General features: G+C 59.4%; 24 protein-coding genes and 2 pseudogenes. 8 read left to right on the top strand and 18 right to left on the bottom strand.

Going from position 1 to position 25,457, the window contains the following annotated elements:
* The first annotated feature begins 2 nt into the window (after positions 1-2).
* The 3 genes from gnd to J1D76_RS01850 are packed head-to-tail and all read left to right on the top strand — an operon-like array spanning position 3 to position 3,312.
* The gene (gnd, locus tag J1D76_RS01860; protein ID WP_421136736.1) at positions 3-983 is read left to right on the top strand and encodes a phosphogluconate dehydrogenase (NAD(+)-dependent, decarboxylating); all 981 of its coding nucleotides are present in this window, start codon (positions 3-5) and stop codon (positions 981-983) included.
* Positions 980-2,494, top strand: coding sequence for a glucose-6-phosphate dehydrogenase (gene zwf / locus J1D76_RS01855; protein ID WP_421136735.1), 1,515 nt, complete (start codon positions 980-982; stop codon positions 2,492-2,494). Before gnd ends, zwf begins: the two co-directional genes overlap by 4 nt.
* Positions 2,491-3,312 (top strand): HAD family hydrolase, encoded by an 822-nt coding sequence (locus tag J1D76_RS01850; protein ID WP_421136734.1) that lies wholly within the window; start codon positions 2,491-2,493, stop codon positions 3,310-3,312. Before zwf ends, J1D76_RS01850 begins: the two co-directional genes overlap by 4 nt.
* Before the next feature lie 58 nt (positions 3,313-3,370).
* Here the strand turns inward: J1D76_RS01850 and nhaB are convergent, their stop codons facing one another.
* From nhaB to J1D76_RS01835, 3 genes are all read right to left on the bottom strand, one after another.
* Positions 3,371-4,873, bottom strand: a complete 1,503-nt coding sequence (gene nhaB, locus J1D76_RS01845) for a sodium/proton antiporter NhaB (RefSeq protein ID WP_421136733.1) — start codon at positions 4,871-4,873, stop codon at positions 3,371-3,373.
* A gap of 78 nt (positions 4,874-4,951) precedes the next feature.
* Positions 4,952-6,241: a hypothetical protein gene (locus J1D76_RS01840; RefSeq protein ID WP_421136732.1), complete on the bottom strand. Its 1,290-nt coding sequence runs from the start codon at positions 6,239-6,241 to the stop codon at positions 4,952-4,954.
* 282 nt (positions 6,242-6,523) lie between these two features.
* Positions 6,524-6,790 (bottom strand): hypothetical protein, encoded by a 267-nt coding sequence (locus tag J1D76_RS01835; RefSeq protein WP_421136731.1) that lies wholly within the window; start codon positions 6,788-6,790, stop codon positions 6,524-6,526.
* 342 nt (positions 6,791-7,132) lie between these two features.
* Here J1D76_RS01835 and J1D76_RS01830 point away from each other — a divergent pair, with 342 nt between their 5' ends.
* Positions 7,133-8,458 (top strand): sigma 54-interacting transcriptional regulator, encoded by a 1,326-nt coding sequence (locus tag J1D76_RS01830; RefSeq protein WP_421136730.1) that lies wholly within the window; start codon positions 7,133-7,135, stop codon positions 8,456-8,458.
* A 62-nt stretch (positions 8,459-8,520) separates the two neighbouring features.
* Here the strand turns inward: J1D76_RS01830 and J1D76_RS01825 are convergent, their stop codons facing one another.
* The 10 genes and pseudogenes from J1D76_RS01825 to J1D76_RS01780 all read right to left on the bottom strand — a co-directional run.
* Positions 8,521-9,798, bottom strand: coding sequence for a hypothetical protein (locus tag J1D76_RS01825; protein ID WP_421136729.1), 1,278 nt, complete (start codon positions 9,796-9,798; stop codon positions 8,521-8,523).
* 46 nt (positions 9,799-9,844) lie between these two features.
* Complete coding sequence (locus J1D76_RS01820; RefSeq protein ID WP_421136728.1) at positions 9,845-10,633, bottom strand: hypothetical protein; 789 nt, start codon at positions 10,631-10,633, stop codon at positions 9,845-9,847.
* A gap of 32 nt (positions 10,634-10,665) precedes the next feature.
* Positions 10,666-11,346 (bottom strand): C39 family peptidase, encoded by a 681-nt coding sequence (locus tag J1D76_RS01815; protein ID WP_421136727.1) that lies wholly within the window; start codon positions 11,344-11,346, stop codon positions 10,666-10,668.
* Between the two features lie 60 nt (positions 11,347-11,406).
* Positions 11,407-12,894, bottom strand: a complete 1,488-nt coding sequence (locus J1D76_RS01810) for a heme utilization protein (RefSeq protein WP_421136726.1) — start codon at positions 12,892-12,894, stop codon at positions 11,407-11,409.
* A 66-nt stretch (positions 12,895-12,960) separates the two neighbouring features.
* Positions 12,961-13,533, bottom strand: coding sequence for an adhesin (locus J1D76_RS01805; protein ID WP_421136725.1), 573 nt, complete (start codon positions 13,531-13,533; stop codon positions 12,961-12,963).
* Position 13,534: 1 nt separating this feature from the next.
* Positions 13,535-13,972, bottom strand: coding sequence for a hypothetical protein (locus J1D76_RS01800; protein WP_421136724.1), 438 nt, complete (start codon positions 13,970-13,972; stop codon positions 13,535-13,537).
* 324 nt (positions 13,973-14,296) lie between these two features.
* Entirely contained in the window at positions 14,297-14,821 is a 525-nt protein-coding gene (locus tag J1D76_RS01795; protein WP_421136801.1) for an AAA family ATPase, read from the bottom strand.
* The gene (pnuC, locus tag J1D76_RS01790) at positions 14,818-15,381 is read right to left on the bottom strand and encodes a nicotinamide riboside transporter PnuC (protein ID WP_421136723.1); all 564 of its coding nucleotides are present in this window, start codon (positions 15,379-15,381) and stop codon (positions 14,818-14,820) included. Before pnuC ends, J1D76_RS01795 begins: the two co-directional genes overlap by 4 nt.
* A 122-nt stretch (positions 15,382-15,503) precedes the next feature.
* Entirely contained in the window at positions 15,504-16,238 is a 735-nt protein-coding gene (locus J1D76_RS01785; RefSeq protein WP_421136800.1) for a methyl-accepting chemotaxis protein, read from the bottom strand.
* Between the two features lie 123 nt (positions 16,239-16,361).
* Positions 16,362-17,048 (bottom strand): annotated as a pseudogene (locus tag J1D76_RS01780) (cache domain-containing protein); the annotation flags it as partial.
* 383 nt (positions 17,049-17,431) lie between these two features.
* Here J1D76_RS01780 and J1D76_RS01775 point away from each other — a divergent pair.
* Both J1D76_RS01775 and J1D76_RS01770 read left to right on the top strand, forming a co-directional pair.
* Positions 17,432-18,262: an undecaprenyl-diphosphate phosphatase gene (locus J1D76_RS01775; RefSeq protein ID WP_421136722.1), complete on the top strand. Its 831-nt coding sequence runs from the start codon at positions 17,432-17,434 to the stop codon at positions 18,260-18,262.
* Positions 18,259-18,687: a DUF1294 domain-containing protein gene (locus J1D76_RS01770; RefSeq protein ID WP_421136721.1), complete on the top strand. Its 429-nt coding sequence runs from the start codon at positions 18,259-18,261 to the stop codon at positions 18,685-18,687. Before J1D76_RS01775 ends, J1D76_RS01770 begins: the two co-directional genes overlap by 4 nt.
* A gap of 11 nt (positions 18,688-18,698) precedes the next feature.
* Here J1D76_RS01770 and J1D76_RS01765 read toward each other — a convergent pair whose 3' ends face one another.
* Entirely contained in the window at positions 18,699-19,058 is a 360-nt protein-coding gene (locus tag J1D76_RS01765; RefSeq protein WP_421136720.1) for an MmcQ/YjbR family DNA-binding protein, read from the bottom strand.
* Entirely contained in the window at positions 19,055-19,963 is a 909-nt protein-coding gene (locus tag J1D76_RS01760) for a LysR substrate-binding domain-containing protein (RefSeq protein WP_421136719.1), read from the bottom strand. Before J1D76_RS01760 ends, J1D76_RS01765 begins: the two co-directional genes overlap by 4 nt.
* Before the next feature lie 131 nt (positions 19,964-20,094).
* Here J1D76_RS01760 and J1D76_RS01755 point away from each other — a divergent pair, with 131 nt between their 5' ends.
* Both J1D76_RS01755 and J1D76_RS01750 read left to right on the top strand, forming a co-directional pair.
* On the top strand, positions 20,095-20,706 hold the full coding sequence (locus J1D76_RS01755; protein ID WP_421136718.1) for an FMN-dependent NADH-azoreductase: 612 nt from the start codon (positions 20,095-20,097) through the stop codon (positions 20,704-20,706).
* Between the two features lie 168 nt (positions 20,707-20,874).
* On the top strand, positions 20,875-21,912 hold the full coding sequence (locus tag J1D76_RS01750; RefSeq protein ID WP_421136717.1) for an alpha/beta hydrolase family protein: 1,038 nt from the start codon (positions 20,875-20,877) through the stop codon (positions 21,910-21,912).
* 10 nt (positions 21,913-21,922) lie between these two features.
* Here J1D76_RS01750 and J1D76_RS01745 read toward each other — a convergent pair whose 3' ends face one another.
* From J1D76_RS01745 to J1D76_RS01735, 3 genes and pseudogenes are all read right to left on the bottom strand, one after another.
* Positions 21,923-23,110: an MFS transporter gene (locus tag J1D76_RS01745; protein ID WP_421136716.1), complete on the bottom strand. Its 1,188-nt coding sequence runs from the start codon at positions 23,108-23,110 to the stop codon at positions 21,923-21,925.
* Between the two features lie 327 nt (positions 23,111-23,437).
* On the bottom strand, positions 23,438-25,024 hold the full coding sequence (locus tag J1D76_RS01740) for an ABC-F family ATPase (protein ID WP_421136715.1): 1,587 nt from the start codon (positions 25,022-25,024) through the stop codon (positions 23,438-23,440).
* A pseudogene (locus J1D76_RS01735) lies at positions 25,008-25,421 on the bottom strand (site-specific integrase); the annotation flags it as partial. The pseudogene J1D76_RS01735 and the gene J1D76_RS01740, both read right to left, overlap by 17 nt.
* Positions 25,422-25,457: the final 36 nt, after the last annotated feature.

Genomic DNA, 25,457 nt, shown 5'->3' with positions numbered 1-25,457 from the left:
ACATGCAACTCGGGATTATTGGACTGGGCCGCATGGGCGGCAATATTGCGCGGCGCCTGATGCTCAACGGGCACACCACCGTTGTTTACGACCGCAATACCGCCTTTGTCGACAACCTGGCCGCTGAGGGCTCCACCGGCGTTGCCGACCTCCCGGCGCTGGTCGCAGGCCTGGCCAAGCCGCGTGCGATCTGGGTCATGCTGCCGGCCGGCGCACCGACCGAAGAGACCATCGACACCCTGAGCACCTTGCTCGAAGCCGGCGACACCATCATCGACGGCGGCAACACCTTCTATAAGGACGACATCCGCCGGGCGAAAACCCTTTCGAAAAAAGGCCTGCACTACATCGACGTCGGTACCTCCGGTGGCGTCTGGGGCCTGGAACGCGGCTACTGCATGATGATTGGCGGCGACGCCGAGACCGTGCAACGCCTCGACCCGCTCTTCGCTACCCTGGCGCCGGGCATGGGCGACATTGCGCGCACCAAGGATCGCAAGTCCACGGACGAGCGTGCCGAGCACGGCTACATTCACGCAGGCCCCGCGGGCGCCGGGCATTTCGTCAAGATGATCCACAACGGCATCGAATACGGAATGATGCAGGCCTTCGCCGAAGGCTTCGACATTCTCAAGACCAAGAACAGCGAAAAATTGCCGCCAGACCAGCGTTTCGACCTGAACGTCGCCGATATCGCCGAAGTCTGGCGTCGTGGCAGCGTGGTGTCCTCGTGGTTGCTCGACCTGACCGCCGACGCCCTGGCCAGCGATCCGAAACTCGATGGTTTCTCCGGCTCCGTCGCTGACAGCGGCGAAGGTCAATGGACCATCGAGGCCGCCATGGAACAAGCGGTTCCGGTACCGGTGCTGTCGAACTCACTGTTCTCGCGCTACCGTTCGCGTGGGCAAGGCACCTTTGGCGACAAAGTCCTCTCGGCCCAACGCTTCGGCTTCGGCGGCCATGTGGAGACCCCGAAAAAATGACCCATACGATCCGCAGGAAATCCAAGACCGAGCCCGCACCACCGACGACGCTGTTTCTGTTCGGCGCCCATGGTGACCTGGTCAAGCGTCTGTTGGTACCGGCGCTGTATAACCTCAAGCGCAACGGCTTGCTCGGGGACGGACTGCGGATCATCGGCGTTGACCACAACGCCATCAGCGATGAAGGCTTCGCGCAAAAGCTCGAAGATTTCATCCGCAACGAGATGGCTGGCAAGGGTGACCACACCCTTGATCCAGCGGTCTGGTCCAAACTTGCCAAAGGCATCAGCTACGTTCAGGGCGATTTCCTGGACGACAGCACTTATCAAGCGCTGGCGGCAAAAATCGCCGACAGCGGTACCGGCAATGCGGTGTTCTACCTGGCCACCGCGCCGCGTTTCTTCAGTGAAGTGGCGAGCCGTCTCGGCTCGGCCGGCTTGCTGCAAGAAAATCCGGAAGCGTTCAGAAGGGTGGTGATCGAAAAACCCTTCGGTTCTGACTTGCAGACGGCCGAAGCGTTGAACGCTTGTCTGCTCAAGGTAATGACGGAAAAGCAGATCTACCGGATCGACCATTACCTGGGCAAGGAGACGGTCCAGAACATTCTGGTCAGCCGTTTCTCCAACAGCCTGTTCGAAGCGTTCTGGAACAATCACTACATCGACCACGTCCAGATCACCGCCGCGGAAACCGTCGGCGTAGAAACCCGTGGCAGTTTTTACGAACACACCGGCGCCCTGCGAGACATGGTGCCCAATCACCTGTTCCAGTTGCTGGCGATGGTGGCAATGGAGCCGCCCGCCGCATTTGGCGCCGATGCGGTGCGCGGCGAGAAGGCCAAGGTCGTCGGTGCGATCCGGCCCTGGACCGTTGAAGAGGCCCGCGCCAACTCGGTGCGCGGCCAATACATTGAAGGCGAGATCGACGGCAAGGCGCTGCCAGGCTATCGCCAGGAAGACAAGGTTGCGCCCGACAGCAACACTGAAACCTATGTGGCCCTCAAGGTCATGATTGACAACTGGCGCTGGGTCGGCGTGCCGTTCTACCTGCGCACCGGCAAGCGCATGAGCGTGCGTGACACCGAGATCGTGATCTGTTTCAAACCGGCGCCCTATGCGCAGTTCCGCGATACCGAGGTCGACGAGTTGCAGCCGACTTACCTGCGGATCCAGATCCAGCCCAACGAAGGCATGTGGTTCGACCTGCTGGCCAAACGGCCCGGCCAGTCCCTGAAGATGGACAACATCGAACTCGGGTTTGCCTACAAGGACTTCTTCGAGATGCAGCCGTCCACCGGCTACGAGACCTTGATCTACGACTGCCTGACGGGCGACCAAACGCTGTTCCAGCGCGCCGACAACATCGAAAACGGCTGGCGTGCGGTACAGCCATTCCTCGATGCGTGGCAGCAGGATGCCAGCGTGCAGCCTTATCCCGCCGGGGAAAACGGTCCCGACGCGGGCGAAGAGTTGCTCGCCCGTGACGGTCGCGTCTGGCATCGCCTCGGATGAAGGACGCCACGAAACATCCCATCCGTTTTTTGCTCAGTGACATGGACGGCACGCTTTTGCTGCCGGATCACAGCCTGAGCCAGCGCACCATTGATGCCGTTCGCGCGCTGCGCGAGGCTGGCGTGCTGCTCAGCCTGGCCACGGGGCGGCCACCCAAAGCGATGTTGCAGGTGATCGAAGCGTTGGGCGTCGATGTGCCGACCGCGGCATTCAACGGTGGGACGCTGGTCAATCCGGACGGTAGTTTGCTGGTCGCGCATTTCCTGCCGGCCAGCGCTGCATTGAGCACACTGAGCCTGTTTGTCGATCTGCCGGACATCGAAATCTGGGTGTTCAGCGGTGGCGATTGGTTGCTTAAAGATCCACACGGGCCGATGGTGCCTCGCGAGCAGCATGGCCTGGGCTATCCGCCGGTGGTGGTCGACAGTTTCGAGCCGTACCTGGAACGCATCGACAAGATTGTTGCCGCGAGCAATAACACCCAATTACTGATCGAACTCGAAGCACAGTTACTGGCGCAGGTCGAAGGGCAGGCGCAGGTGTCGCGTTCGCAACCGGTGTATCTGGACGTGACCGCCATGCAAGCCAACAAGGGCGAGGCATTGGCGACTCTGGCCGAGCATCTCGGGGTGCCGCTGGAACAGACAGCGGCCATCGGCGACGGTGGCAACGACCCGGCAATGTTCGCGGTGGCCGGGTTTTCGATTGCCATGGGGCAGGCGGAGGAAGCGGTGCGGCGCCAGGCCGATGTAGTGACCGGCGCCAATACCGAGGACGGTGCGGCGCAAGCGATCGAGCGCTATATCCTTCCCCGATAACACCGCAAACCCCAAGCAGGAGAGGGGTTTTGTGGCGAGGGGGCTTGCCCTCGCCACATCAGAGCCAATAGCTCACCGCAAACCACCCCAGCAAACCCATCACCACGGTGTACGGCAGCGCCATCCATACCATTCGCCCATAAGACAGGCGCACCAGCGGTGAAATCGCCGAGGTCAGCAGAAACAGGAAGGCTGCCTGGCCATTCGGAGTCGCCACACTCGGCAGGTTGGTGCCGGTGTTGATCGCGATGGCCAGGGTTTCGAAATGTTCACGGGTCATTTCGCCGGCCATGAACGCACGTTTCACTTCGGTGATGTAGATCGTCGCCACGAACACGTTATCGCTGATCGCCGACAACAGGCCGTTGGCGATAAACAGCATGCCCGGTTGTTGATTGGTCGGCAGGGCCAGCACCCAGTGGATCAAGGGCGAAAACAACTGCTGGTCGTGAATCACCGCGACCACGGCGAAAAACACCACCAGCAACGCGGTGAACGGCATGGCGTCCTTGAACGCGGTGCCGAGACGGTGTTCGTCGGTGATGCCGGTAAAAGCAGTGATCAACACAATCACCATCAGGCCGATCAAGCCCACCTCGGCGATGTGGAACGCCAACCCGGCAATCAGGATCAAGGCCGCGAAGCCCTGCACCAGAAGCGCGGCACGCTGGCGTGTGGTGCGCTCGGCGTCGTCTTCGGCAGCGTAGTTGGCCAGCACGGCGCGCACATTATCGGGCAGCAGGGTGCCATAGCCGAACCAGCGCAGTTTTTCCAGCAGCACGCATGTCACCAGCCCAGCCACCAGCACCGGCAGGGATACCGGCGCGACCTTGGTGAAGAACTCGAGGAAGTGCCAGCCCATTTCGTGGCCAATCAGCAGGTTCTGCGGCTCGCCAACCAGCGTGCAGACGCCGCCCAGTGCTGTTCCCACTGCACCATGCATCAACAGGCTGCGCAGAAAGGCGCGGAATTGTTCGAGATCCCCCTGGTGCAAGGTCGGCAGGTGTTTGTCGTCGCTGAATTCGCTGTCCTGGCGCGGATCGTTGCCCGAGGCCACGCGGTGATACACCGAGTAGAAACCCACCGCGGCACTGATGATCACGGCAGTCACGGTCAAGGCATCGAGGAAGGCCGACAGGAAGGCCGACAAAAAGCAGAACATCAGGGCGAGCAGGGCTTTGGAGCGCACCCCCAGCAACAGTCGCGAGAACAGGTACAGCAGCAAGTCCTTCATGAAGTAGATGCCGGCCACCATGAACATCAGCAGCAGGATCACCGGGAAGTTGTGCAACAACTCCTCGTACAGCGCTTCGGGCGTGGTCATCTTCAACAGCAAGGCTTCAAGCATCAGCAAGCCGCCGGGCATCAGCGGATAGCACTTGAGTGCCATGGCCAGGGTGAAGATGAATTCCAGCACCAGTAACCAACCGGCCGCCACCGGGCCTACGGTCCACAGCACCACGGCGTTGAGAATCAAAAAGCCGACGATGCAGGCCTTATACCAACGGGGCGAATGCCCGAGAAAGTTCTGCGCGAACGCTTGGGCCATCGAACCGGACATCGGCTGCTCCTTGTCTTAAGAAGCGCGCAAGTTGCCGCAAGCGGCCAAGAAGATCAAGCACCGCTAAAGTGCGACTGTTCATGCCAGATAGCGGGCAACCACCGCCTTGTAGCTGCCATGCAGCGAATAGCCGCCCACCACGATGCTGCCATCGGCCTGCGCCGCGACACAGGTGGCGGTGTCCATGCTGGGTCCCAGACGCGTACGCGAATAACCGCCCTCTGCGCCAAACCCGAGGTCGGGATGGCCGTCGGGCAGGTATCGCCCGAGAAGGAAATCGGCTTCAATGCCGCCGATCGTTGCGCCCGCCGTCAATACACCGCCATCGGGCTGCAATTGCGCGGCGTTCCATTGGCAGCCGTTAGGGCCAATGGCCAGGCATTGCGGATGGCCAGCGTTGCAGTGAATGTCGGGGCGGCCGTTGCTGTGCACTTTGAAAGTCAGGCAGTGCATCGGCTCACGACTGCTGCCAAAACACAGGATGTCGCCGTTGGGTTGCTGGATAACCTGGCTGACTTGCGCACGGTGTCCCAGCGCCCGGAATGTCATGAACCCATCCACGGCAAAACTGCTGTCGAGGCTGCCGTTTGCCTGATAGCGCGCCAGCAAGCCTTCTTCGGGAAAGTTGATCGACCCGCCCACCAGTATTCGCCCGTCATGTTGCAGTGTCAGGCTGCTCAGCCAAGTATTCATCAGCAGGTGCCTGACCACGACAAAACCGCGGCCATTGAAAGAGCAGTCGAGTGAGCCTTCGACATCGAGCCGTATCAGCAGGCCGACGTGATCGGCCAATTCGAAGTGATGGTTGGCCAGGACCAGGATGCGTCCGTCTGGCTGTACCTCGACATCGCAGGCTTCGGCGCCCGGCACGCCGGGGGGCAACCAGGCGTCGCGCATGCCTTGGGACAAGTCACCCGGCAAACGCACGACCCGCTGGCCATTGTCGCCGAACCGTTGAATCAATCGGCCCTGAGGGTCGAACAATGCCAGCGCCGGGAGTGTACGGTGAGCGTTTTCGTAATGCAGCCCGACCAACAGGATGTTGCCGTCGGGCATGACCCGAACCTTGGCGCCCATGGCCTCGAAGCCTTTTTCGAATTGCCCGATGACGCTGCCTTGCTTGCCGAAGTCGAGATCGGCGGAGCCATCCTCCAGCAAACGCGCCAGGCCAAAACGACTGCCTTCGGCCATGGTGACTTTGGCGGCGACCAGCAGTCGGCCCTGGGCATCGATGGCGACGTCGTTGGCCATACTGGAAAGACTGCCGACGAAGTAAACCTGGGTTTTGCCGCTGGCGGCAAACGTCGTATCGAGGGCCCCGGCGTTATTCCGGGTGACGGGGGAGGCAAAAGCGGACTGGATTGACATTAACCGCATCTCCTTGCGAGTCGTCCTGATCCAGGGGTTTGGCTGGCGACTTATAAGGAAATCATTCAATCCCTGAACGGGAAGTTGCACAACTGTAAGAAAACAGACGGAGGGTCGTTATGTGCCACAACAGTGTCTTTTCGAACCAGTGGCAAGCCTGCAAAGAATCATGCGCATAAAAAGTTCGAATAAAACTGCGGCAAGAAGTGTTCACGGTGAAACAACAGCGAACTAATGGCCCGAGGAGGGTGCGGATTACCCTGGGGCAATCCGCATGACAAATTAGTTTGGCATCGACCACGATTGCAGTGCGTAGCCTTCCTCGCTCAATTCGGCACGGGCCTGTTGCAGCAGCAGTTCCAGTTGTGCAGGGTCGGAGTAAGCACTGCTTGGGATCTGCTTGCGGCCAATACGGGTACTGGTGCGGTCGATAACGGTCAGGCTGAGTTCGCCATTACCGTCTTGTGGGGCCCAGGCCACGCACTTGAAAGGTTTAAAGGCGCGGTCGGCAATCAGAAGTGCTTCGTTGATACGGAGCGGGGCGTTCATAGGGTCTTCTCTCGGTATGCCCAATCAAGTGATTTGCCGACGGTCGGGCTTACCGTTCGGCTACTTACTTGTACTGATGCCCGCAACCGGGGGGCGGGTCACACACAATCAAAAGAAATTTCCACTTTATTTCATATATTCAATAACAAGCCTGACGTTGAAAGCTCAATGAAAGGAAAGAGCCGTTAGGTGACTATCAAAAAGCATTCTTATAACTGGTTTTGTAGTTGTCCTATAGTCAAACGGTACAAGCAGCTGTCAAATTCTTGCTAATGTTACAGCCAGGTCCGCCAAATGACTGTTTTTCCTAATTTTTCTTAAATTTGGCGCCAAGGAACAGTCATGAGCGATACGCCTGCTTTACGACGTTTATTAGTGGTGGACCCCTGCGACGATTGCCATCGTCTGCTCCCAGGCTTGCGCTCTATCGGGTGGGACGTTGATAGTTGCACGCTGGAGAACGCTGGCGACCGCACCTGTGACGTGGGCCTGTTGCGTTTGCAGCCTTTTCACCTTGAGCATCCTGACGCCGTCAAAGAGCTGATCAGTCGCAGTGGCACCGAGTGGATCGCCGTCCTCAACCAGGAAGTCCTGCGATTGCAAAATGTCGGCGATTTTGTCTGCGAGTGGTTTTTCGACTTCCATACGTTGCCCTTCGATGTCTCCCGCGTCCAGGTGACGTTGGGGCGGGCATTCGGCATGGCGCGGCTGCGCGGGCAGGGTACGGTTCACATCGACCAGCCTGAACATGAATTGCTTGGCGATAGCAAACCAATCCGGGAACTGCGCAAGCTACTGGGAAAACTGGCGCCCACCGAATCACCGGTGTTGATTCGCGGAGAAAGCGGCACCGGCAAAGAGCTGGTGGCCCGGACGCTGCATCGCCAATCCCAGCGACACAACAAACCGTTCGTCGCAATCAATTGCGGCGCGATACCCGAGCATTTGATCCAGTCCGAATTGTTTGGTCACGAGAAGGGTGCCTTCACAGGTGCGCACCAGCGCAAAGTCGGGCGGATCGAGGCGGCCAATGGTGGAACACTGTTTCTCGACGAGATCGGTGATCTCCCCCTGGAACTACAAGCCAACCTGCTGCGTTTTCTCCAGGATAAACATATCGAGCGGGTCGGCGGCAGCCAGCCGATCCCGGTGGATGTGCGAGTGCTGGCGGCGACTCACGTCGACCTTGAAGCCGGCATCGAGAAGAAACGCTTTCGCGAAGACCTGTACTACCGCCTCAACGTTCTGCAAGTGGTGACCGCGCCTTTGCGTGAGCGTCATGGCGATCTGTCGATGCTGGCCAACCACTTTTCCCACTTCTACAGCCATGAAACCGGACGCCGGCCACGCAGTTTCAGCGAAGATGCGCTGATTGCCATGGGCAAGCATGACTGGCCGGGTAATGTGCGCGAACTGGCCAACAGGGTGCGCCGCGGACTCGTCCTCGCCGAAGGGCGGCAGATCGAGGCGCGTGACCTGGGCCTGATCAGCCAGCACGCGATCACCGCGCCAATGGGCACGCTCGAAGACTACAAGACTCGCGCGGAACGGCAGGCATTGTGCGATGTCCTGAATCGTCACAGCGATAACCTGAGTGTCGCCGCCCGAGTGCTGGGCGTTTCCCGGCCCACCTTTTATCGGTTGTTGCACAAGCACCAGATCCGCTAAACCACAGCCGACACTAAAAGCCCCGCTGCGACTTCCATCGCAGCGGGGCTTTTTGTTGTGGCTCAGAAGTAGTACGGGAATTTCAGGCTGAAGGAAAAGTCCGGCGAGTCTTCGGTCAGGCCGATGGACAGGTTGGGGACGATCGTCAGGTTGTTGGTGGCGGCCAGGGTCATGCCGATGTTGAAGTTAGCCGAGTTGTAGTCGCTGTTGGAGATCGACTGCCAATCTCCGCCGTCCGGCTTGATCTTGCTTTTGCGGGCGAATTGATCGGTGAAGGAGAACGACATGCTCATCTTTTCGTTCAGGGCGAATGCAACGCCGGCCCCGACTTGCCAGGAATCCCCCAGTTTCACGTCTCCGGGTACCTTGGAATTGACCTGGGGGCTGATGTCGCTGAAAGAATCCTGCATGTTGTAGGTGTAGGCCAGGCTGCCGAACAACACGGCCGGGTCGAAGGTCTTGACCAGCGAGATGCCGGGGGTGATCGCCCAGACACCATTGCCGGTTGGCAAGTCCTCCGGCACCGCGAGGTTGTCGTTGTTGGGGTCAACGATCAGCTTGATCCCGTAGGGATCATCGCCGGTCGGTGCCTTCACCCGCAGGGTAGCGACCGCGTCGGGCCAGTTTTCCGACTCGTCCATGAATTTGTAGGCCACCCCGACGTTGATATCGCCAATGGTCGGGTCACGGGTAACGGAGGCGTCGGAAGTGACCGGGCCGGCGCCGCCCGCACCGCCGGAGGAATAGGTGGATTCGCGATAGACCACGGGGACGTTGATATCGAACTGCCATCGCTGTGCCACGTTGTAGCGGGCGGTCAGGTCCAGGGTCCAGTTATCGGCCTTGATGCGGTCGAGGTTGATATTGCCGAGGAAAATCGAGTCCAGTGCCAGGAAGCCATTGAGCGTCAGCGCACGGGTGTCGTAGTGCGTGTAGGTCATGCCGGTTTCGAAACTGAATTTGCCGCCACCAAAGAAACCGCTGGCTTCGTCGTACAGGTTGGAAACGCTTTGTGCAGGCTCCGAGTCGTCCTTGAGCGACTGGCCATAGGAACTGCCTGTGGTTCCCGGCGCGCCGGCCGCCACCGTCTGGGCCTTGGTCGGCTCGGCGGGGGATTTGGTCAGGCGTTTGGGTGCGGGTGTTGCCGGTGCTTCTTCGACCTGGCGAACGCGCTGCTCGAGTACCATCAGCGCGTTCTGTTGTTCTGCGTAACGCTGTTTAAGCTCCGTGAGTTCTTGTTTTAGTGCTTCGACCTGGGGGTCCGGTGCCGCGTACAGCAATGAGGCCGGTGCCAGGCTACTCAGACATACAATAACCTTGAACGTTGAAGATCGGTGCATGGGTAAGGCCATCCCTTCTGACGCGTCTGTTGGGACTGAGCGTAGATCAGAATCCGGAAGTGCGAAGGCCTCTGAGTTGATCAAGATTGCCGTTTAGGGCACCGGCGGTCGGCACGTTGTCACGCAGTACGATATTGAGGGAAGTGAGGTTCCTGACCTGGTTGCTGGCGCCCAGCAACGTGGTGTTCTGCATCAGCCCGCCCTGGCCAAGGCGTTGCATCGCACTGCCCTGGTTGTTGTTGGCGACGATGTTGAGTTGCACACCGGTGCCGCTTTGAGAAACGTTGAGCGTACCCGCGCCATTGGCGCCTTCCAGGGTCGAGCCGGGAGCCAGGGCCACGCCTTGGGGTTGACTGACTGCCTGTGGTTGTGTGGCCGCCACCTGGCTGGCCTTGCTGACGTTGATATCGACGTTGTTGTAGGCCGTATTGTCATCACCGGCAGCCCGTACGACCTGGGTGACACCTTCGGTGGTGTTGAGGCCGCCGCCGCCGGTGACGGTACCCGTGCCAGCAACGGCGTTGTTGCCAGTGCCGGCACTTTGCGATTGCGAGGAGCTGCCGCCTTTTGCGTCGATCATCGTCACATAGAACTGCGGCTTGATGGTCGCTTGTGAAATCTGCATCGAGGACGTCGCCCCGATCACTTCACCTTTGGCGTTTTGCCAGGCGCTGGTCATGACAATGCCGAAGCTGACGATCCGTCCCGGCATGACATAACGACCGCGCAGGACCGACAGTTCCTGATCGTTCAATTCAATGGGTTTCAAAGTCTGTGCCTGGGTTGGCAGGCTGGCGGCCAGGCAGGCCACGGCCAGCCAGAGTGGAGTCTTCATTGAATGCTCCCGGAGCGTCGTGCCCCTTGTTATTAGAAGAAGTCGCTTCGAATGAATCCGAAGTCCATCAATTCCGAGTCTTGTACCGGGTTGAATTCGTTGATGCGGTTCTTGGCAGTCAGGGGCAGCGGCGGGTCGAGCAGTGCATTGTTTTTGTCATAGCCCTGGCCGATGACGGCGAAGATGATGCCGTTCCAGCCTTTGACAAAATCTTCGACCTTGAAACGTTTATGGCCCAATACCGGATCGCCGATGTAGACCCAGCCCTTGTGCACTCTTTGCATGACCACAAAATGCTTGTAGCCACGGATATCCATGAGGACCACCACCGGAATCTTGATGTCGTTCAAGGTTTCAGTCGCTACCCGGTAGCCGCGGGCACGCATGCCGATGCTTTCCACGTAACGCTTCATGTCGAGCATGGAAAAGCCCTGGACGCGGACAAGATTCTGATCGGAATGCTCGAGCATGCCCTCGATAATCTGGTCTTCACTCACGTCCAGCCAATAGGCCTGGCGCAGAATGGTTGCCAGCGCTGCGGCGCCGCAACTGAAGTCGGTTTTCTGTTGTACAAGGTCGGCAAATTTTCGTTCGCGAATGCTCTGGATCGGCTTATACACCACCGCGCCGCCCGGCAGGACGGAAAGCGGCATTTGTGCAGCCTCGCTGACACTGGCCACGCAAAGCAGGAATGCCAAGGCGATTATGCGCATGGGGATGCCTTCGGGTTGTGTTGAAAAAGGCCCCCGCGAGGGGGGCCTCCAGAGCAACAATCAGAACGATTGGTTGGAAATGGCCAGCGAGTTGCTTTGTTGGTTGCCCACACCAGCAGCCACGTTGACGCCCAGGTTGCCGCTGCCGCCATTCACCGAACCACTTAAGGTTGCAGTGTTGGTTACAGGGTTGGCCCAGCCAGTTGGAGTCAGCACTTGATAGGAGTAGGTGTTACTCAAATCATAAGAGCTGCTTTCACTGAAGCTTTTCGCTTTTGCATACTCAGACGCGGCCGCTGCACTGCCCGACTTGTCGTACGAAGACGAGGTCGAGTTCGAGTACGATGCGTCACCCGACTTGCTGAACGACGAATCGCGCGACCGGTCGTACGAGGAGTCGCGAGACCGGTCGTAGGACGAGTCACGGGATCTGTCGAACGACGAATCGTGCGATCTGTCGAACGATGTGTTGACAGAAGCGTTAAGCGTTGCGCCAAGCGAGGCGTTGAGTGATGCGCTGGAATCCCTGCTGCGGGAGTGATCGCCATTGCCGTTGTTGAAGGTGACAGAGTTGGAAGCTGCCGTTGCAGCGTCCAGCGTAGCGTTCAACGAAGCATTCAACGAAGCATTGTTAGAACCGCTTGAGCTACTGCTGTTGGTGCCGCTGGCGGTGCTGCTGTTGGTGCCGCTTGCGGTACTGCTGTTGGAACCGCTCGCGTTGTGGCTGCTCGCACCATTGAGGCTAAAGCTGCTGTTGCCGCTGGCATCAGCACTGTTGGACCCGGCTGCGGTCCAGGCCGAAGCAGCGCTTTGACTGCCACTGGCGTCGAAGGACTTGTCGCGAGAGAAGCTGCCACTGGCCGTATTGGTCACAGTGATGGTATCCACGCGATAGGTGCGGTCGGCGGTGTTGTTTACGACCAGGCCAGGGCCATTCTGAGTGGCAGAGGCGTTGGCTGTTGCATTGCCAAGCGGAGCATGGGTGTTGGCGATGGCCATGGTGTTTTTCTGCTGGTTCAGGTCGCCGCCAGCAATGTTGACACCCATGTTGCCGCTGCCGGCGTTGCCTGACCCGCTCATCGTCGCAGTGTTGGTACTGCCGTAGTTATCGACGCGATTTCTGTTGCTGGTTTGCGTGACGCTGGAGGTGGCATTGGCGGTGCCAAACACAAAGGTGTTATCGAGGCTGGAGTCAGACTGCGCGTTGGCAATGGCGGCCGCGTTGTCTTGCTGGTTGCCGGAGCCGCCAGCCACGTTGACGCCAACGTTGCCGCTGGTGCCCGTGGCAGAACTGTTCATCTCTGCTGAGTTGATGGTGCCTTGGTTGAGGATGGAGTTACCAGTATTGCGCTGGGTGTCGGTCGCATTGGCCGTTGCGCTGACAGGTATCATCGTTGGACGAGGAGGTTGGTTTTGTTGTTGACCACCGCCATTGCCGTCGCCATTGCCATTATGGTGGTGATTACGATTGTCGTTTGCTTGTACAGCAACAGCCATGACCGCAGCAATTGCGAAAACCAGAGGCTTTAATGCCATCGAAGGTTTCATGGTGATTCTCCGTACTTATTTTAGGTTAAGTGTTGTTATTACCTGTTTGCTTACTTGCAGTTCGGGTCAATCCACGACCCGTACGCTCAGGGTGTTGGCAGTTCGATTTCCCACCCCGGCGCTCTGATTCAACTGAATGACCCCACGGCTACCGATGAAAGCCTGGTCACTGGTAGTGACCCGGCGATTGCCGGTTGAAGCGTCAGCTGGATCGGAGTTGTTGAGCAGCGCCACGTTCTGTTGCATGAGGACGCTGTCATCGATAGTTTGCGGCTGCGTGCCCACGCTGATCCGCAATGCATTGGCTTGCTGGTTGCTGGCACCCGCGCTCTGGTTCACGCCCAGTACGCCGTTGCCATGACTGAAGGAGTTACCCTGGATGCTGGACGTGGCATCGATCGAAGGATCGACCCTGCTGCGCATACGTTGGCGAATCTGGGTGGTTGCGCTGGCGCCATGGCCAACCGCGATGGCCCGGGCATTGACCTGCTGTTGGAGATCGCCGGCGGCCTGGTTGACGCCAAGGTTGCCCTCATACTGCATGCCCGAAGCATCGATTTCGGCGTTATTGATTACGGGGGGCTGGGCAAGAGTCGAAGCACTGCAAAACATGGCGGCAAGCAGTAGCGTACGATTCATGTTAACGGTCTCCCGTTATGAGTTTCAGAGCGCCCAGGCCTTGCTGGATGTTTGAATTGACCATGTTGGCAATACCGTTGCCGGCGTTTCCCCTGCTTCCGCCAGGGAGGTTGGAAAGCTGGTTCTGGGTGGAGATGTTGCCGCCCAGGTTGTCGGTGCCTTGAACGACCATGCGCGAGATGCTTGCGCCACTGGCGACGTTGGCGAAGTCGCCGTCGCTCAGCTCATTGGTTTGCGCAAGGATTTGTTTCGAGGGATTGGCGTTGACAGTCGTCGGACTTGGATCGGGAATCATCGGTGGCGTCACGGCGTTGCGCACTTGCACGTCACGTTTGATGGTAATGATGCCGTTGTCAGCCTGGGCAGGCAGGCTGAACGTCGAGCCCAACGCGCATCCGATTAGCAGTAGGCGAAAAATGCCCTTATTGAGTGTCCCCACGGCGGCAATTCCTTCTGTAAGTGGAACGCTGGCCCTACAGCGCTACGGGAACAGAGCGAAAGCTGTGCCGTTTTTGGCTTTTCCTTGAAAAACAGATAGTTGGGATTTGTTGTCGCGGTAGTCAAAAAAAAATGTAAGGCCGTTGATACAGATCCGCGCAAAAACGCGGCCCAGACTGGCGGCGTTGCTCGACGAGGGTGTTGGAGGACGTCTGTTTCGATGACTTAACAGTTTCCTGATTTAGGGCTAAGGCGGCTCTGGAGCGAGGCTTTGCGCCGAGTTGAGTGTTTCAGGAATGGACATTTTCCTGACGAAGGAACCCCGTCAGGTCTTGAGTAAGTGCGTTACCGCCTCGAACGCCGCTTGCTGGCGATCTTTCCAGTCACCTTGCAGGACGTGGAACCGTTGATGATGCAGTTCAAGCCAGTGCTGGCTGGCCTGGAAAAAAACCTGGCGTTCCACCAGTTGCGGCTGGCAGCGCTGGCCGTCGTCATGCCAGGCCACATTTTCAGGACTCAGCAGCAGATGCAGGTCGTAGTGCCGAACCAGCAAAGCCTGCTCGATCCAGGCCGGGCAGGCGCGAAACAAGGTGCGGCTCCACAGGATATTGCTCAGCAGGTGTGTATCGAGAATCAGCAGCGAGGGTTGCCTGGCGCGTGCTTCATCTTCCCAAGCCAGCTGGCCTTTAGCTATGGCCGTAATGTCGTCGTAGGAAGGTAGACGCTCTTCATGATCAATGAAGTGCCGAACATACTCGCCGACCAGTATGCCGCCAAAGTTGGCGTGAATCTCATTCGATAGCCAGCTTTTGCCGCTGGATTCCGGCCCCGCCAGCACCAGTACCTTCATGCGCGCAGCGCCGGGTCGGCGCGCCATTCGCGCCACCCCAGTACGGCGATGATGGTGAACAAGCCGTACAGGGTGGCGGTCAGGTAAAGCCCCTTATAAAGGAAGAGACCGACAAAAATCACATCGAGGGTGATCCACAGCGGCCAGCACTGAACGCGTTTTTGCGCCATCCACACCTGAGCCACCAGGCTGAAGCCGGTCAGCGCCGCGTCCAGCCACGGCTGCGCGGCATCCGTCCAGTGAGCCATGGCCGCGCCCAGCAGCAGACTGCCGAGCGCGCCGATGGCCAGGCTCAACGCAACCGAGCGGGTATCGAGACGGCTGACTTCACGGCCATGGCGGGTTTCCCCGACCCGCGTCCACTGCCACCAGCCATACAGTTGCAACGCGGCATAGACCACTTGCAACAGCATGTCCGAGTACAGCTTCACCTCAAAAAAGATCCAGCTATAGAGCAGCACCATGACCAGGCCGATGGGCCAACACCAGGAGTTCTGTTTGACCGTCAACCAGACGGCAATGACACCGAGGGCGGCGGCAAACAGTTCAAGCCCGGACATGGAGGTTCCTTGGGGAAGCGAAAGGGGGGCGGATTGTACCCAGAGAGTTATGCGGGGCGTTAGTACCTGAACGGTGGCCATTGTGGTGAGGGGGCAAGCCCGCTCACCACAGAGAACGGGTTTTACACCCGAAATTGCTTGAGCAAGTCGTTCAACTGCTCGCTCAACGCCCTGAGTTTCACGCTCGACGCACTGGACTGTTCCGCCGCCAGCGCCGTGCTGTGAGACAAGCCCGCCGCCTGGGTCACGTTTTGGTTGATGTCCTCGACCACATGCGCCTGTTGCAGCGTCGCGCTGGCAATGGAGGCGTTCAGGCCGTTGAGGTTGTGCAAAGCCTGGCCGATGGCGTTCAGGCTCGCGCCGGCAAGGCCTGCCTGCTCGATGGTCAGTTGCGAGGCGCGGCTGCTGTCGCCGATGACCTTGACCGCGGCTTCGGAGTGATTCTGCAAACGCTCGATCATGGTCTGGATTTGCGCCGTGGAATTCTGGGTGCGCTGGGCCAGCAAGCGCACCTCATCGGCCACGACCGCGAAGCCGCGACCCTGTTCCCCGGCCCGGGCCGCTTCGATGGCCGCATTCAGGGCCAGTAAATTCGTCTGTTCGGCGATGGAGCGGATGACCTCCAGCACGCTGCCGATCTGCGTGCTCTCGGCGGCCAGCGTGCGGATGACCTCGACCGCCTGATCGATGGTCGACGACAGGGTGTCGATCTGGTGCAGGCTGCCATCGATGTTGATCTGGCCTTGCTGCGCCTGGGCTTGCGCGTCGCGCATCTCACTGGCGGCGTGCTCGGCGTTCTTCGCTACATCCTGCACGCCGTACGTCACTTCATTGATGGCCGTGGCCACCAGCTCCATTTGCTGCGATTGCTGCTGGCTGCGTTGTTGCGCCTGGGCCGCGTCAGCCCCCAGTTCGCTGGATGATTGGCCCAGGGCGCTGGCAGACAACTGCAACTCGCTGATTACGCGGTGCAGCTTGGCGGTGAAAGCGTTGAAGTGTTCGGCCAACCGGGTAACTTCATCCCGACCGTGGGTGTCGAGCCGGCGGGTCAGGTCGCTCTCGCCGCTGGCAATGTTGGCCATCGCATTCACGGTGAGCTGTAGCGGTTGCACGATGCTGCGGGCAATCACGATCACTAGCAATGCCATGATCATGGCAATGCCAAGTCCGATGGACGACGCTTGCCAGACCTGGCCGTAGAATTCGGCCTGCATGTCGTCGATGTACACGCCGGAGCCGATCACCCAGCCCCAGGGCTCGAACAGCTTCACGTAGGAGGTCTTTTCCACGGGTTCCTGGGCGCCCGGTTTCGGCCAACGATAGTTGACGGTTCCTGCGCCGTGGGCTTTGGCCACGGCGACCATTTCATTGAACACCGCAAAACCGTCCGGGTCGCGGATCGCCGAGAGATTCTGGCCATCGAGCTTGGGGTTGGCCGCGTGCATGATCATCACCGGCGTCAAATCGTTGATCCAGAAATAGTCGTTCTGGTCGTAACGCAGGCCGCGCACCGCGCTCAGCGCCTGTTTTTGCGCCCCTTCACGGGTCAGGGTGCCGGCGGTTTCAAGGTCGTGGTAGTAGTTGAGGATGCCGCTGGCAGTCTGCACCACATGCTGGGTCTTCAGCGCCTTGGCCTGGTACAGGTCGGTGTGGATCTGCTTGAGCATCAGCAGGCCCAAGGTCAACAGCATCATGACCGCGACGACCAGGATCAGCCACAAGCGACGGCTGATCGACATATTGCGCAAGCTGTTCATAACGCAGTCACTCCCTTTTCTTGTTCTTGTCATAAACCATCGCCAGCATCCAACCAGCCTTTGCCGGGCGAGGCTATACGACCTGAGTCCTATAACGCGTCAGCATGAATCGGACGGGTCTGATAGGATTTCGGCCCCGCGGGGGAAAACCTGAATCGGGATCGTCTTTCACAGGATTTTTACGGTGCAGTGGCGATCCTTTAAACGCGTGACGTTCAGCTACGCTGAGCGCAAACAAGCATTTGAAAAATACTAACGGGGCATGCCGCTGCGCATAGCCTTTTGGGGGATTGATGGATCTTTGGACCGCCTTTCAGGCATTGATTCTTGGGGTTGTAGAAGGGCTGACCGAGTTCCTGCCTATTTCCAGCACCGGCCACCAGATCATCGTGGCCGATTTGCTCGACTTTGGTGGCGAGCGGGCGATGGCGTTCAACATCATCATCCAGCTCGGGGCCATCCTGGCGGTGGTATGGGAGTTTCGTCGCAAGATCCTCGATGTGGTCATCGGCCTGCCGACCCAGCCCAGTGCTCGGCGGTTTACCGCGAACCTGTTGATCGCATTCCTGCCGGCCGTGGTGTTGGGCGTGATCTTCGCCGACCTGATCCACCAGTACCTGTTCAATCCGATCACCGTGGCCACGGCGCTGGTCGTCGGCGGTTTCATCATGTTGTGGGCCGAGCGCCGCCAACATGAAGTGCACGCCGAGACCGTGGACGAGATCACCTGGAAAGATGCGCTGAAAGTCGGCTTCGCCCAGTGCCTGGCGATGATTCCGGGCACTTCGCGTTCCGGCTCGACGATCATCGGCGGCTTGCTGTTCGGCCTGTCGCGCAAGACAGCCACCGAGTTCTCGTTCTTCCTGGCGATGCCGACCATGGTCGGTGCTGCGGTGTACTCAGGCTACAAATACCGCCACTTGTTTGTCCCGGCGGATTTCCCGGTGTTCGCGATTGGCTTCGTCACCGCGTTCATCTTCGCCATGGTCGCCGTGCGCGGGCTGCTCAAGTTCATTGCCAGCCACAGTTACGCCGCGTTTGCCTGGTATCGCATCGTGTTCGGCCTGATCATCCTGGCGACCTGGCAATTCGGTTGGGTTGACTGGAGCGCGGCCAAGCCGTGAGTGATTCGCGCCCACGCCATCACCCCGGACGCCCGTCCGGGGGGCCGGTCCGTCATTCACGATTGAAGTGGCTGGTGTTTGCAATCCTGTGCGCGTTGCCGCTGTCGGGGTCGGTGTCGTTATGGCTGCAAGGGCTCTCGCTGATTCCCCTGGCGGCTTACGGCCTCGTCAGCGTCGTGACGTTTTTCCTGTACTGGAGCGACAAACGCAAGGCGCGTGCCGAACAATGGCGTACACCGGAAAACGTCCTGCATGCGCTGGAACTGGCCGGTGGCTGGCCGGGCGCCTTGCTGGCCCAGCAGGTGTTCCGGCACAAGACACGCAAAGTCTCGTTCCAGTTGGTGTTCTGGATCATCGTGTTGCTGCACCAGGTGTTCTGGATCGACCGGTTATTCCTCGGCGCACAATTGTTTGCCCTGTTCTGATAGAGAAAGCCTTACAGCAACAGGCCGACCTGGGTGCGCTTGGGCAGCTTGCTCACCACCAGTTGATGGGAACGCCGCAGCAATGCCTGCAATTCCTCGCTCCCCAGCGGGTAGGGCGTTTCCATGATAATCCACTGGGCACGTGCCAGATAAGGCGCCGGGTGAATCCCCGGACGGTCGCAATGACCGAGAAACAGATCCTTGTCGACCTTGAAGGCCAGGGAATCCCCGCGCAAACCCTGCAAGGCGAACATCTTGTTCCCGGCAATCGAGAACACCCGCACGCCGCCCCATTTATAGTCTTCCCGCGCGCCGGGAAGGCCCAGGCAAAAAGCAGCTACCTGTTCTTCGCTCATTCGTGCAGCTTTCATAAACGTCGCTCCCCACAGGCGTTGAATGATTCCACCAGGTGATCAATCCAGGCGCGTACCGCCGGCATCACCCCGCGTCGATGAGGGTAGACCGCTTGCAGCCAGCCACCGGGCAACGACCATTCAGGCAGCAACTGCACCAGTGAGCCGTTTTCCAGTTCCTCCTCGCAATACATCATCGGCAGCAGGGTAAAGCCGAGGCCGGAGAGGGTACTGGCCTTGCGCACGATGAAGTCATCGATACCCAGCCGGGCTTCAAGCGCCAGTTCATAGCTTTTGCCTTGCTCGTCCAGCAGGCGGATGTGCACCAGCCTGTCGGGTTCCAGGGCACCGAGCACCGGCAGATTTTTCAGGTCGTCGGGGTGGTTGATCGCTCGCCCCGTAAGGAAGGCAGGGCTGGCAACCATCAGCATCTGTGCCTGACGCAAACGGCGGGTCACGAGCAGCGGGTCTTCATCGCCGAGTTCCCGCACACGCAGGGCAACATCGATACCTTCGTTCACCAGGTCGACCCGACGGTTAATCAGCATGACTTCCAGCTGGACTTGCGGAAATCGGTCGAGGAACTCGCTGATTACGCCCGGCAATATTTCGTGGGCCAGCCCCACCGGACACGATACCCGCAAGCGCCCGCGAGGTTCGCTGGACATGCTGGCCACGGCCTCGTCGGCCATTTCCGCTTCCAGCAACATGGCCTGGCAGTGCCTGAGGTAGCGTTCACCCACGGCGGTCAGTTTCAGTTGTCGGGTGGTGCGTTGCAGCAGGCGTGCGCCGAGGCGTTCTTCCAATTCGGCGATGCGCCGTGACAATCGGGACTTGGGAATGCCCAGCATACGCCCGGCCGCCGCGAAACCGCCGGCTTCCACGACCTTGGCAAAGTAGTACAGGTCATTGAGGTCTTGCATACCGTGCACTCAATCGTTCTATGAATAGGACAAACTATCGCATTGTTGCCGTCTAATCATCCATTGGTTTCGTCTGTAGGATTAGTCCCATCAGATCGCCCTTGTGGGCGATCCCCACCTGGAGATCCCACATGAAACTGTTACATATCGATTCGAGCATTCTGGGCGATAACTCGGCTTCCCGTCAGCTGAGCGGCGAAGTGGTCAAGGCCTGGCAAGCGGCCGATGCTAGCGCTGTGGTGACTTACCGTGACCTCGCGGCGGACGCCATGAGCCACTTCTCTTCGACCACCCTGGTTGCCGCTGGTACCACTGCTGAACTGCGCAACGCCGCTCAACAGCACGAAGCCGAACTGAGCGCCTCGACCCTGGCTGAATTCCTCGCCACCGACGCCGTGGTGATTGCCGCACCGATGTACAACTTCACCATCCCGACCCAGTTGAAAGCCTGGATCGACCGCATCGCGGTTGCCGGCCAGACCTTCCGCTACACCGAAGCCGGCCCTGAAGGCCTGTGCGGCGGCAAGAAAGTGGTGATCGTTTCGACCTCCGGTGGCATGCACGCCGGCCAGGCCAGTGGCATTGCCCATGAAGAATATCTGAAGCTGGTGTTCGGTTTCATTGGCATCACCGATATCGAAATCGTCCGCGCCGAAGGCCTGGCCTATGGTGACGACGTGCGCAACAAAGCCATGAGCGCTGCCCAGACGCAAATCAGCGAGCAGTTGTTCGCCGTCGCGTAAGGCTTGCGTAAAAGTAAGCAACCGTTCAGGTAATGCCCAAAAAAACTCTGTATTCTGGCTACGCAAGTACCAGCTACGGAGTTTTTTGTTTCTGGTCGTTTCAGATTGTGGCCTGACTTATGCAGTTCAGGGTTACGTCTCAGGTCCGGTAACAAGGTGGGGCATCCCATGGTGCGTCTTTGTGCAACTTTACTGATATCCCTGCTCAGCAGCCTGATGACAGTGCACGCCGCGCCTGCGCCGCATCCTCACTGGAGTGTCGGCTACCACGAGATGACTTTTCTCGACCCACTGGACCTGCAGCCGATGCGCGCCATCGCCTTCTACCCGTCCAGCGATTGGGAGCACACCAGCAAACTCGAGGGCTACACCGTCGAAGCCGGGGAGGATACCAAAGTCGCCATCGGCCGGTTTCCGATGCTGATGCTGTCCCACGGCAACACCGGTACCCCGCTGGCCCTGCACGACCTCGCTACCTCACTGGCACGCAAAGGCTTCGTGGTGGTGGCGGTCATCCACCCCGGTGACAATTCCAAGGATCACAGCCGCCTCGGTACTTTGAGTAACCTGTACGGCCGGCCGATCCAGATTTCCGAAGCCATTACCGCCACGCTGGGCGACCGCATGCTGTCGCCTTTCGTTAACGCCGATCAAGTCGGCGTCATAGGCTATTCGGCCGGTGGCGAGACGGCGTTGATCCTGTCCGGCGCGACGCCAGACCTGGATCGCCTGCGGCGTTATTGCCAGGAGCGCCCGGACGACCGCGACGCCTGCAATACCAAGGGTGAGTTGATCGTCGACCGCGACGACCTGCAACCGGTGGCGGACCCGCGCGTGCATGCCTTGATGCTAATGGCGCCGTTGAGCCTCAAATTCGGTCGCCACACCTTGGCCGACGTGCACGTGCCGGTACTGCTATATAGCGGCGACGGCGACAAGCTGGTGGCGGTGGACAAGAACGCTGCCGCCCTGGCGCGCAAACTGCCGGTTGCACCGGACTTCAAGTTGCTGGCCGGGGCAGGGCACTTCGTGTTCATGGCGCCGTGCAATGACGAACAGATCGCGATCATGCCGGCGCTGTGCACCGATGCCGACGGTGTCGACCGGGAAGACATTCACCGCAGCCTGATCTCGGAAGCGGGAAGCTTCTTCTCGCGCACCCTCGGCCGAGCGACACGCGCAGGGATGCAAACTGCCGATCAATAGCCGTCACCTCCTACAGGTGACTGCGGCGTTTGAGCAGTAACGTCAAGCCCAACCCCGTGACGGACAACAACGCCGCGCTAAAGAAAATCCACCCATACCCCAGGTTCAACGCCACCGCGCCCATCAACGGGCCGGCAATCGCCAGTGCCAGGTCGAAAAATACCGCGTAAGCACTCAAGCCCGCACCCCGGCTGGAGTTAGGCACCTGTTTGATCGCCTCGACACCCAGCGCCGGATACACCAGCGACAAACCGAAGCCGGTCAGGCCCGCGCCAATCAGCGCATACCCGGTTGACGGCGCCAGCCACAGCAGCATCAGGCCCACCGTTTCGATGCACATGCAGGCAATGGCGCAGGTGAAGCCGCCGAAGCGGCTGATCGCGGAAATGAACAACAACCGCGACACAATGAAACACACCCCGAACACGGTCAGGCAGTAGGCCGCGCCGGTCCAGCCGCGATTGACGTAATACAAGGTGATGAATGTGGTCAGGGTGCCGTAGCCGATGGACGCTAGGCTCAGGCTCGCCCCGAACGGCGCAATACGCCCGAACACTGCCCAGAACGGCAAACGCTCACCGCGCACCACGGGCACCGAGGGCTTGTTGCGAATCAGCACCAGCGCAGCCAGCGCCAGCAGTGACAAAGTGATGCCCAGGCTGGTGAAGCCGAACTGTTGAACCATCACCACGCCCAGCGGCGCACCAATGGCGATCGCCCCATAGGACGCAATGCCGTTCCAGGAGATGGATCGCGCGGTGTGTTCCGCGCCCACCTGGCCCATGCACCAACTGATGGTGCCGACGCCGATCAAGCCTTGGGCGATCCCCAGCAACAGGCGTCCGGCAATCAAAATCAGCAGGCTGAGCAAGGGAACGTCTTGCAGCAGCGTGGAGAGCAGGGTCAATACACCGCTGAGCACAATCCCCGACAAGCCATAAATGATTGCCCGTTTGGTGCCCACACTGTCCGACATACGCCCCGCCATGGGGCGGCTGAGGAGGGTGGCGAGGTATTGCGAACCGATGGTCAGCCCGGCAACGATGGCGCTGAATCCGAGTTGCTCGTGGACATAACCCGGCAATACCGCAATCGGCAAACCGATGCAGAGGAAGGCAATGAAGGTATAGAAAACGATGGAGACGATCTGCAGGGTGATCGCCATGGAACTTTGCGGGGCAACGGGCTGCACAGACATGGGGGCTCGTTTGCGGGCGGCGGTGGGAGAGCTGCATCATGGCGCGGCGGTGCGATAAAAGGAAGCAGGCTAATTAAATCTCGCGATTGTCGAGGCCTTCCCTGTAGGAGCTGGCTTGCCAGCGAAGAGGCCGGCTCATCCAAAGCAGATGTGGCCCGCGTGATCGCCTTCGTTGGCAAGCCAGCCCCTACAGGGAATGCATTCCAAATGTGGGAGCGAGCCTGCTCGCGAAAAATCGGCTCTCCCATATAATTCCGACCCTGAAATGCAAAAAGCCCCGTCACAAAGGACAGGGCTTTTCCATTGGAGCTAAGGCTTGTCGCTACCTTAGAACACCACACCCTGGCTGCGCAGGTAATCGTCGTAGGTGCCGCTGAAGTCGGTCACGCCGTTCGGGCTCAACTCGATGATGCGGGTGGCCAGGGACGATACGAACTCACGGTCATGGCTGACGAAGATCAGGGTGCCCGGGTAGTTCTCCAGCGCCAGGTTCAGCGCTTCGATGGATTCCATGTCCAGGTGGTTGGTCGGTTCGTCCATCACCAGTACGTTCGGCTTTTGCAGGATCAGCTTGCCGAACAGCATGCGACCTTGCTCACCACCGGAGATGACCTTGACCGACTTGAGGATCTCGTCGTTGGAAAACAGCATGCGGCCCAGCGTGCCACGAATGATCTGCTCGCCCTGGGTCCACTGGCCCATCCAGTCGAACAGGCTGACGTCGTCTTCGAAGTCGTGGGCGTGGTCCTGGGCGTAGTAGCCCAGTTCTGCGCTTTCGGTCCACTTCACGGAACCGGCGTCCGGGGTCAGCTCGCCCATCAGGGTGCGCAGCAGGGTGGTCTTGCCGATACCGTTCGGGCCGATGATCGCCAGGCGCTCGCCGGCTTCAACGGTGAAGCTGAAGTTCTTGAACAGCGTCTTGCCGTCGAAGCCCTTGGACATCTGCTCGATGGTCACGGCCTGGCGGTGCAGCTTCTTGGTCTGTTCGAAACGGATGAACGGGCTCACGCGGCTCGATGGCTTGACTTCGGCCAATTGGATCTTGTCGATCTGCTTGGCGCGGGAGGTGGCCTGCTTGGCTTTCGAGGCGTTGGCCGAGAAACGGCTGACGAACGTCTGCAGTTCAGAGATCTGGGCTTTCTTCTTGGCGTTGTCCGACAGAAGTTGCTCGCGGGACTGGGTGGCCGCCGTCATGTACTCGTCGTAGTTGCCCGGGAACAGGCGCAACTCACCGTAGTCCAGGTCAGCCATGTGAGTGCAGACGCTGTTAAGGAAGTGACGGTCGTGGGAAATGATAATCATGGTGCTGTTACGCGCCTTGAGAATGGTTTCCAGCCAGCGAATGGTGTTGATGTCCAGGTGGTTGGTCGGTTCGTCGAGCAACAGCACTTCAGGATCGGAGAACAAAGCCTGCGCCAGCAATACCCGCAGTTTCCAGCCTGGAGCGACTTCGGACATCGGGCCGAAATGCTGTTCCAGTGGAATACCCAGGCCCAGCAGCAGTTCACCGGCGCGGGATTCGGCGGTGTAGCCGTCCATTTCGGCGAATTCGGTTTCCAGCTCAGCCACGGCCATGCCGTCGTCTTCGCTCATTTCCGGCAGCGAGTAGATGCGGTCGCGCTCGGCCTTGACCTTCCACAGCTCTTCGTGACCCATGATCACGGTGTCGATCACGGTGAATTCTTCGTAGGCGAACTGGTCCTGGCGCAATTTACCCAGGCGTACGTTCGGCTCCAGCATGACCTGGCCACCGGACGGCTCGAGGTCGTCGCCGAGAATCTTCATGAAGGTCGACTTGCCGCAACCGTTGGCGCCGATCAGGCCGTAACGGTTGCCACCGTTGAACTTGACTGAAACGTTTTCGAAGAGCGGCTTGGCGCCGAACTGCATCGTGATGTTAGCTGTGGAGATCAATTACCTTACCTATCAATGGGTTAGAGCTGGTCTTTTTGCCTGATACCGATTTGATACCAATCTGGAGCTTTTCCAGCTCCGCCCAGTCTGAGCTTGAGTTGAGCCAACGCGCATACGTCGTCAGCAACATTTGGACGCTGTGGCCAAGCTGCTGAGCGATGAATGCGGGGTTCATGTTGGACATTGAGCATATTGTCGCATAAGTATGACGGCAGTTGTACGGCGGTCGATAAGGCATCGCCAATGCTTCCAACGCAGGCCCCCACTGTTTATGCAGGTCCGAGGTCTGTTTGATGTACTCGCTGTTCTTGGATGGCGGGAACACGTAAGGGGAGGTCTTGATCTTGCCGATGCCTTTGGTGCGACGATCGGCGTACTGAAGGGCAAACTCTGCTGCCCGTCGTGACGGGCGGCAAATGGCGACTCAGCGCAA

The sequence above is a fragment of the Pseudomonas sp. NFX15 genome (genome assembly GCF_049132105.1).
Taxonomy (GTDB): Bacteria; Pseudomonadota; Gammaproteobacteria; order Pseudomonadales; family Pseudomonadaceae; genus Aquipseudomonas.
Note: the sequence above shows the minus strand (reverse complement) of the source record. Positions and strands in the feature narration are given on the sequence as shown.

What these genes read in the sequence shown, in the direction of transcription:
- gnd (WP_421136736.1), top strand. Translation starts at nt 3, where the DNA reads ATGCAACTCGGGATTATTGGACTGGGCCGCATGGGCGGCAATATTGCG.
- zwf (WP_421136735.1), top strand. Translation starts at nt 980, where the DNA reads ATGACCCATACGATCCGCAGGAAATCCAAGACCGAGCCCGCACCACCG.
- J1D76_RS01850 (WP_421136734.1), top strand. Translation starts at nt 2,491, where the DNA reads ATGAAGGACGCCACGAAACATCCCATCCGTTTTTTGCTCAGTGACATG.
- nhaB (WP_421136733.1), bottom strand. Translation starts at nt 4,873, where the DNA reads ATGTCCGGTTCGATGGCCCAAGCGTTCGCGCAGAACTTTCTCGGGCAT.
- J1D76_RS01840 (WP_421136732.1), bottom strand. Translation starts at nt 6,241, where the DNA reads ATGTCAATCCAGTCCGCTTTTGCCTCCCCCGTCACCCGGAATAACGCC.
- J1D76_RS01835 (WP_421136731.1), bottom strand. Translation starts at nt 6,790, where the DNA reads ATGAACGCCCCGCTCCGTATCAACGAAGCACTTCTGATTGCCGACCGC.
- J1D76_RS01830 (WP_421136730.1), top strand. Translation starts at nt 7,133, where the DNA reads ATGAGCGATACGCCTGCTTTACGACGTTTATTAGTGGTGGACCCCTGC.
- J1D76_RS01825 (WP_421136729.1), bottom strand. Translation starts at nt 9,798, where the DNA reads ATGCACCGATCTTCAACGTTCAAGGTTATTGTATGTCTGAGTAGCCTG.
- J1D76_RS01820 (WP_421136728.1), bottom strand. Translation starts at nt 10,633, where the DNA reads ATGAAGACTCCACTCTGGCTGGCCGTGGCCTGCCTGGCCGCCAGCCTG.
- J1D76_RS01815 (WP_421136727.1), bottom strand. Translation starts at nt 11,346, where the DNA reads ATGCGCATAATCGCCTTGGCATTCCTGCTTTGCGTGGCCAGTGTCAGC.
- J1D76_RS01810 (WP_421136726.1), bottom strand. Translation starts at nt 12,894, where the DNA reads ATGAAACCTTCGATGGCATTAAAGCCTCTGGTTTTCGCAATTGCTGCG.
- J1D76_RS01805 (WP_421136725.1), bottom strand. Translation starts at nt 13,533, where the DNA reads ATGAATCGTACGCTACTGCTTGCCGCCATGTTTTGCAGTGCTTCGACT.
- J1D76_RS01795 (WP_421136801.1), bottom strand. Translation starts at nt 14,821, where the DNA reads ATGAAGGTACTGGTGCTGGCGGGGCCGGAATCCAGCGGCAAAAGCTGG.
- pnuC (WP_421136723.1), bottom strand. Translation starts at nt 15,381, where the DNA reads ATGTCCGGGCTTGAACTGTTTGCCGCCGCCCTCGGTGTCATTGCCGTC.
- J1D76_RS01785 (WP_421136800.1), bottom strand. Translation starts at nt 16,238, where the DNA reads ATGGAGCTGGTGGCCACGGCCATCAATGAAGTGACGTACGGCGTGCAG.
- J1D76_RS01775 (WP_421136722.1), top strand. Translation starts at nt 17,432, where the DNA reads ATGGATCTTTGGACCGCCTTTCAGGCATTGATTCTTGGGGTTGTAGAA.
- J1D76_RS01765 (WP_421136720.1), bottom strand. Translation starts at nt 19,058, where the DNA reads ATGAAAGCTGCACGAATGAGCGAAGAACAGGTAGCTGCTTTTTGCCTG.
- J1D76_RS01760 (WP_421136719.1), bottom strand. Translation starts at nt 19,963, where the DNA reads ATGCAAGACCTCAATGACCTGTACTACTTTGCCAAGGTCGTGGAAGCC.
- J1D76_RS01755 (WP_421136718.1), top strand. Translation starts at nt 20,095, where the DNA reads ATGAAACTGTTACATATCGATTCGAGCATTCTGGGCGATAACTCGGCT.
- J1D76_RS01750 (WP_421136717.1), top strand. Translation starts at nt 20,875, where the DNA reads ATGGTGCGTCTTTGTGCAACTTTACTGATATCCCTGCTCAGCAGCCTG.
- J1D76_RS01745 (WP_421136716.1), bottom strand. Translation starts at nt 23,110, where the DNA reads ATGTCTGTGCAGCCCGTTGCCCCGCAAAGTTCCATGGCGATCACCCTG.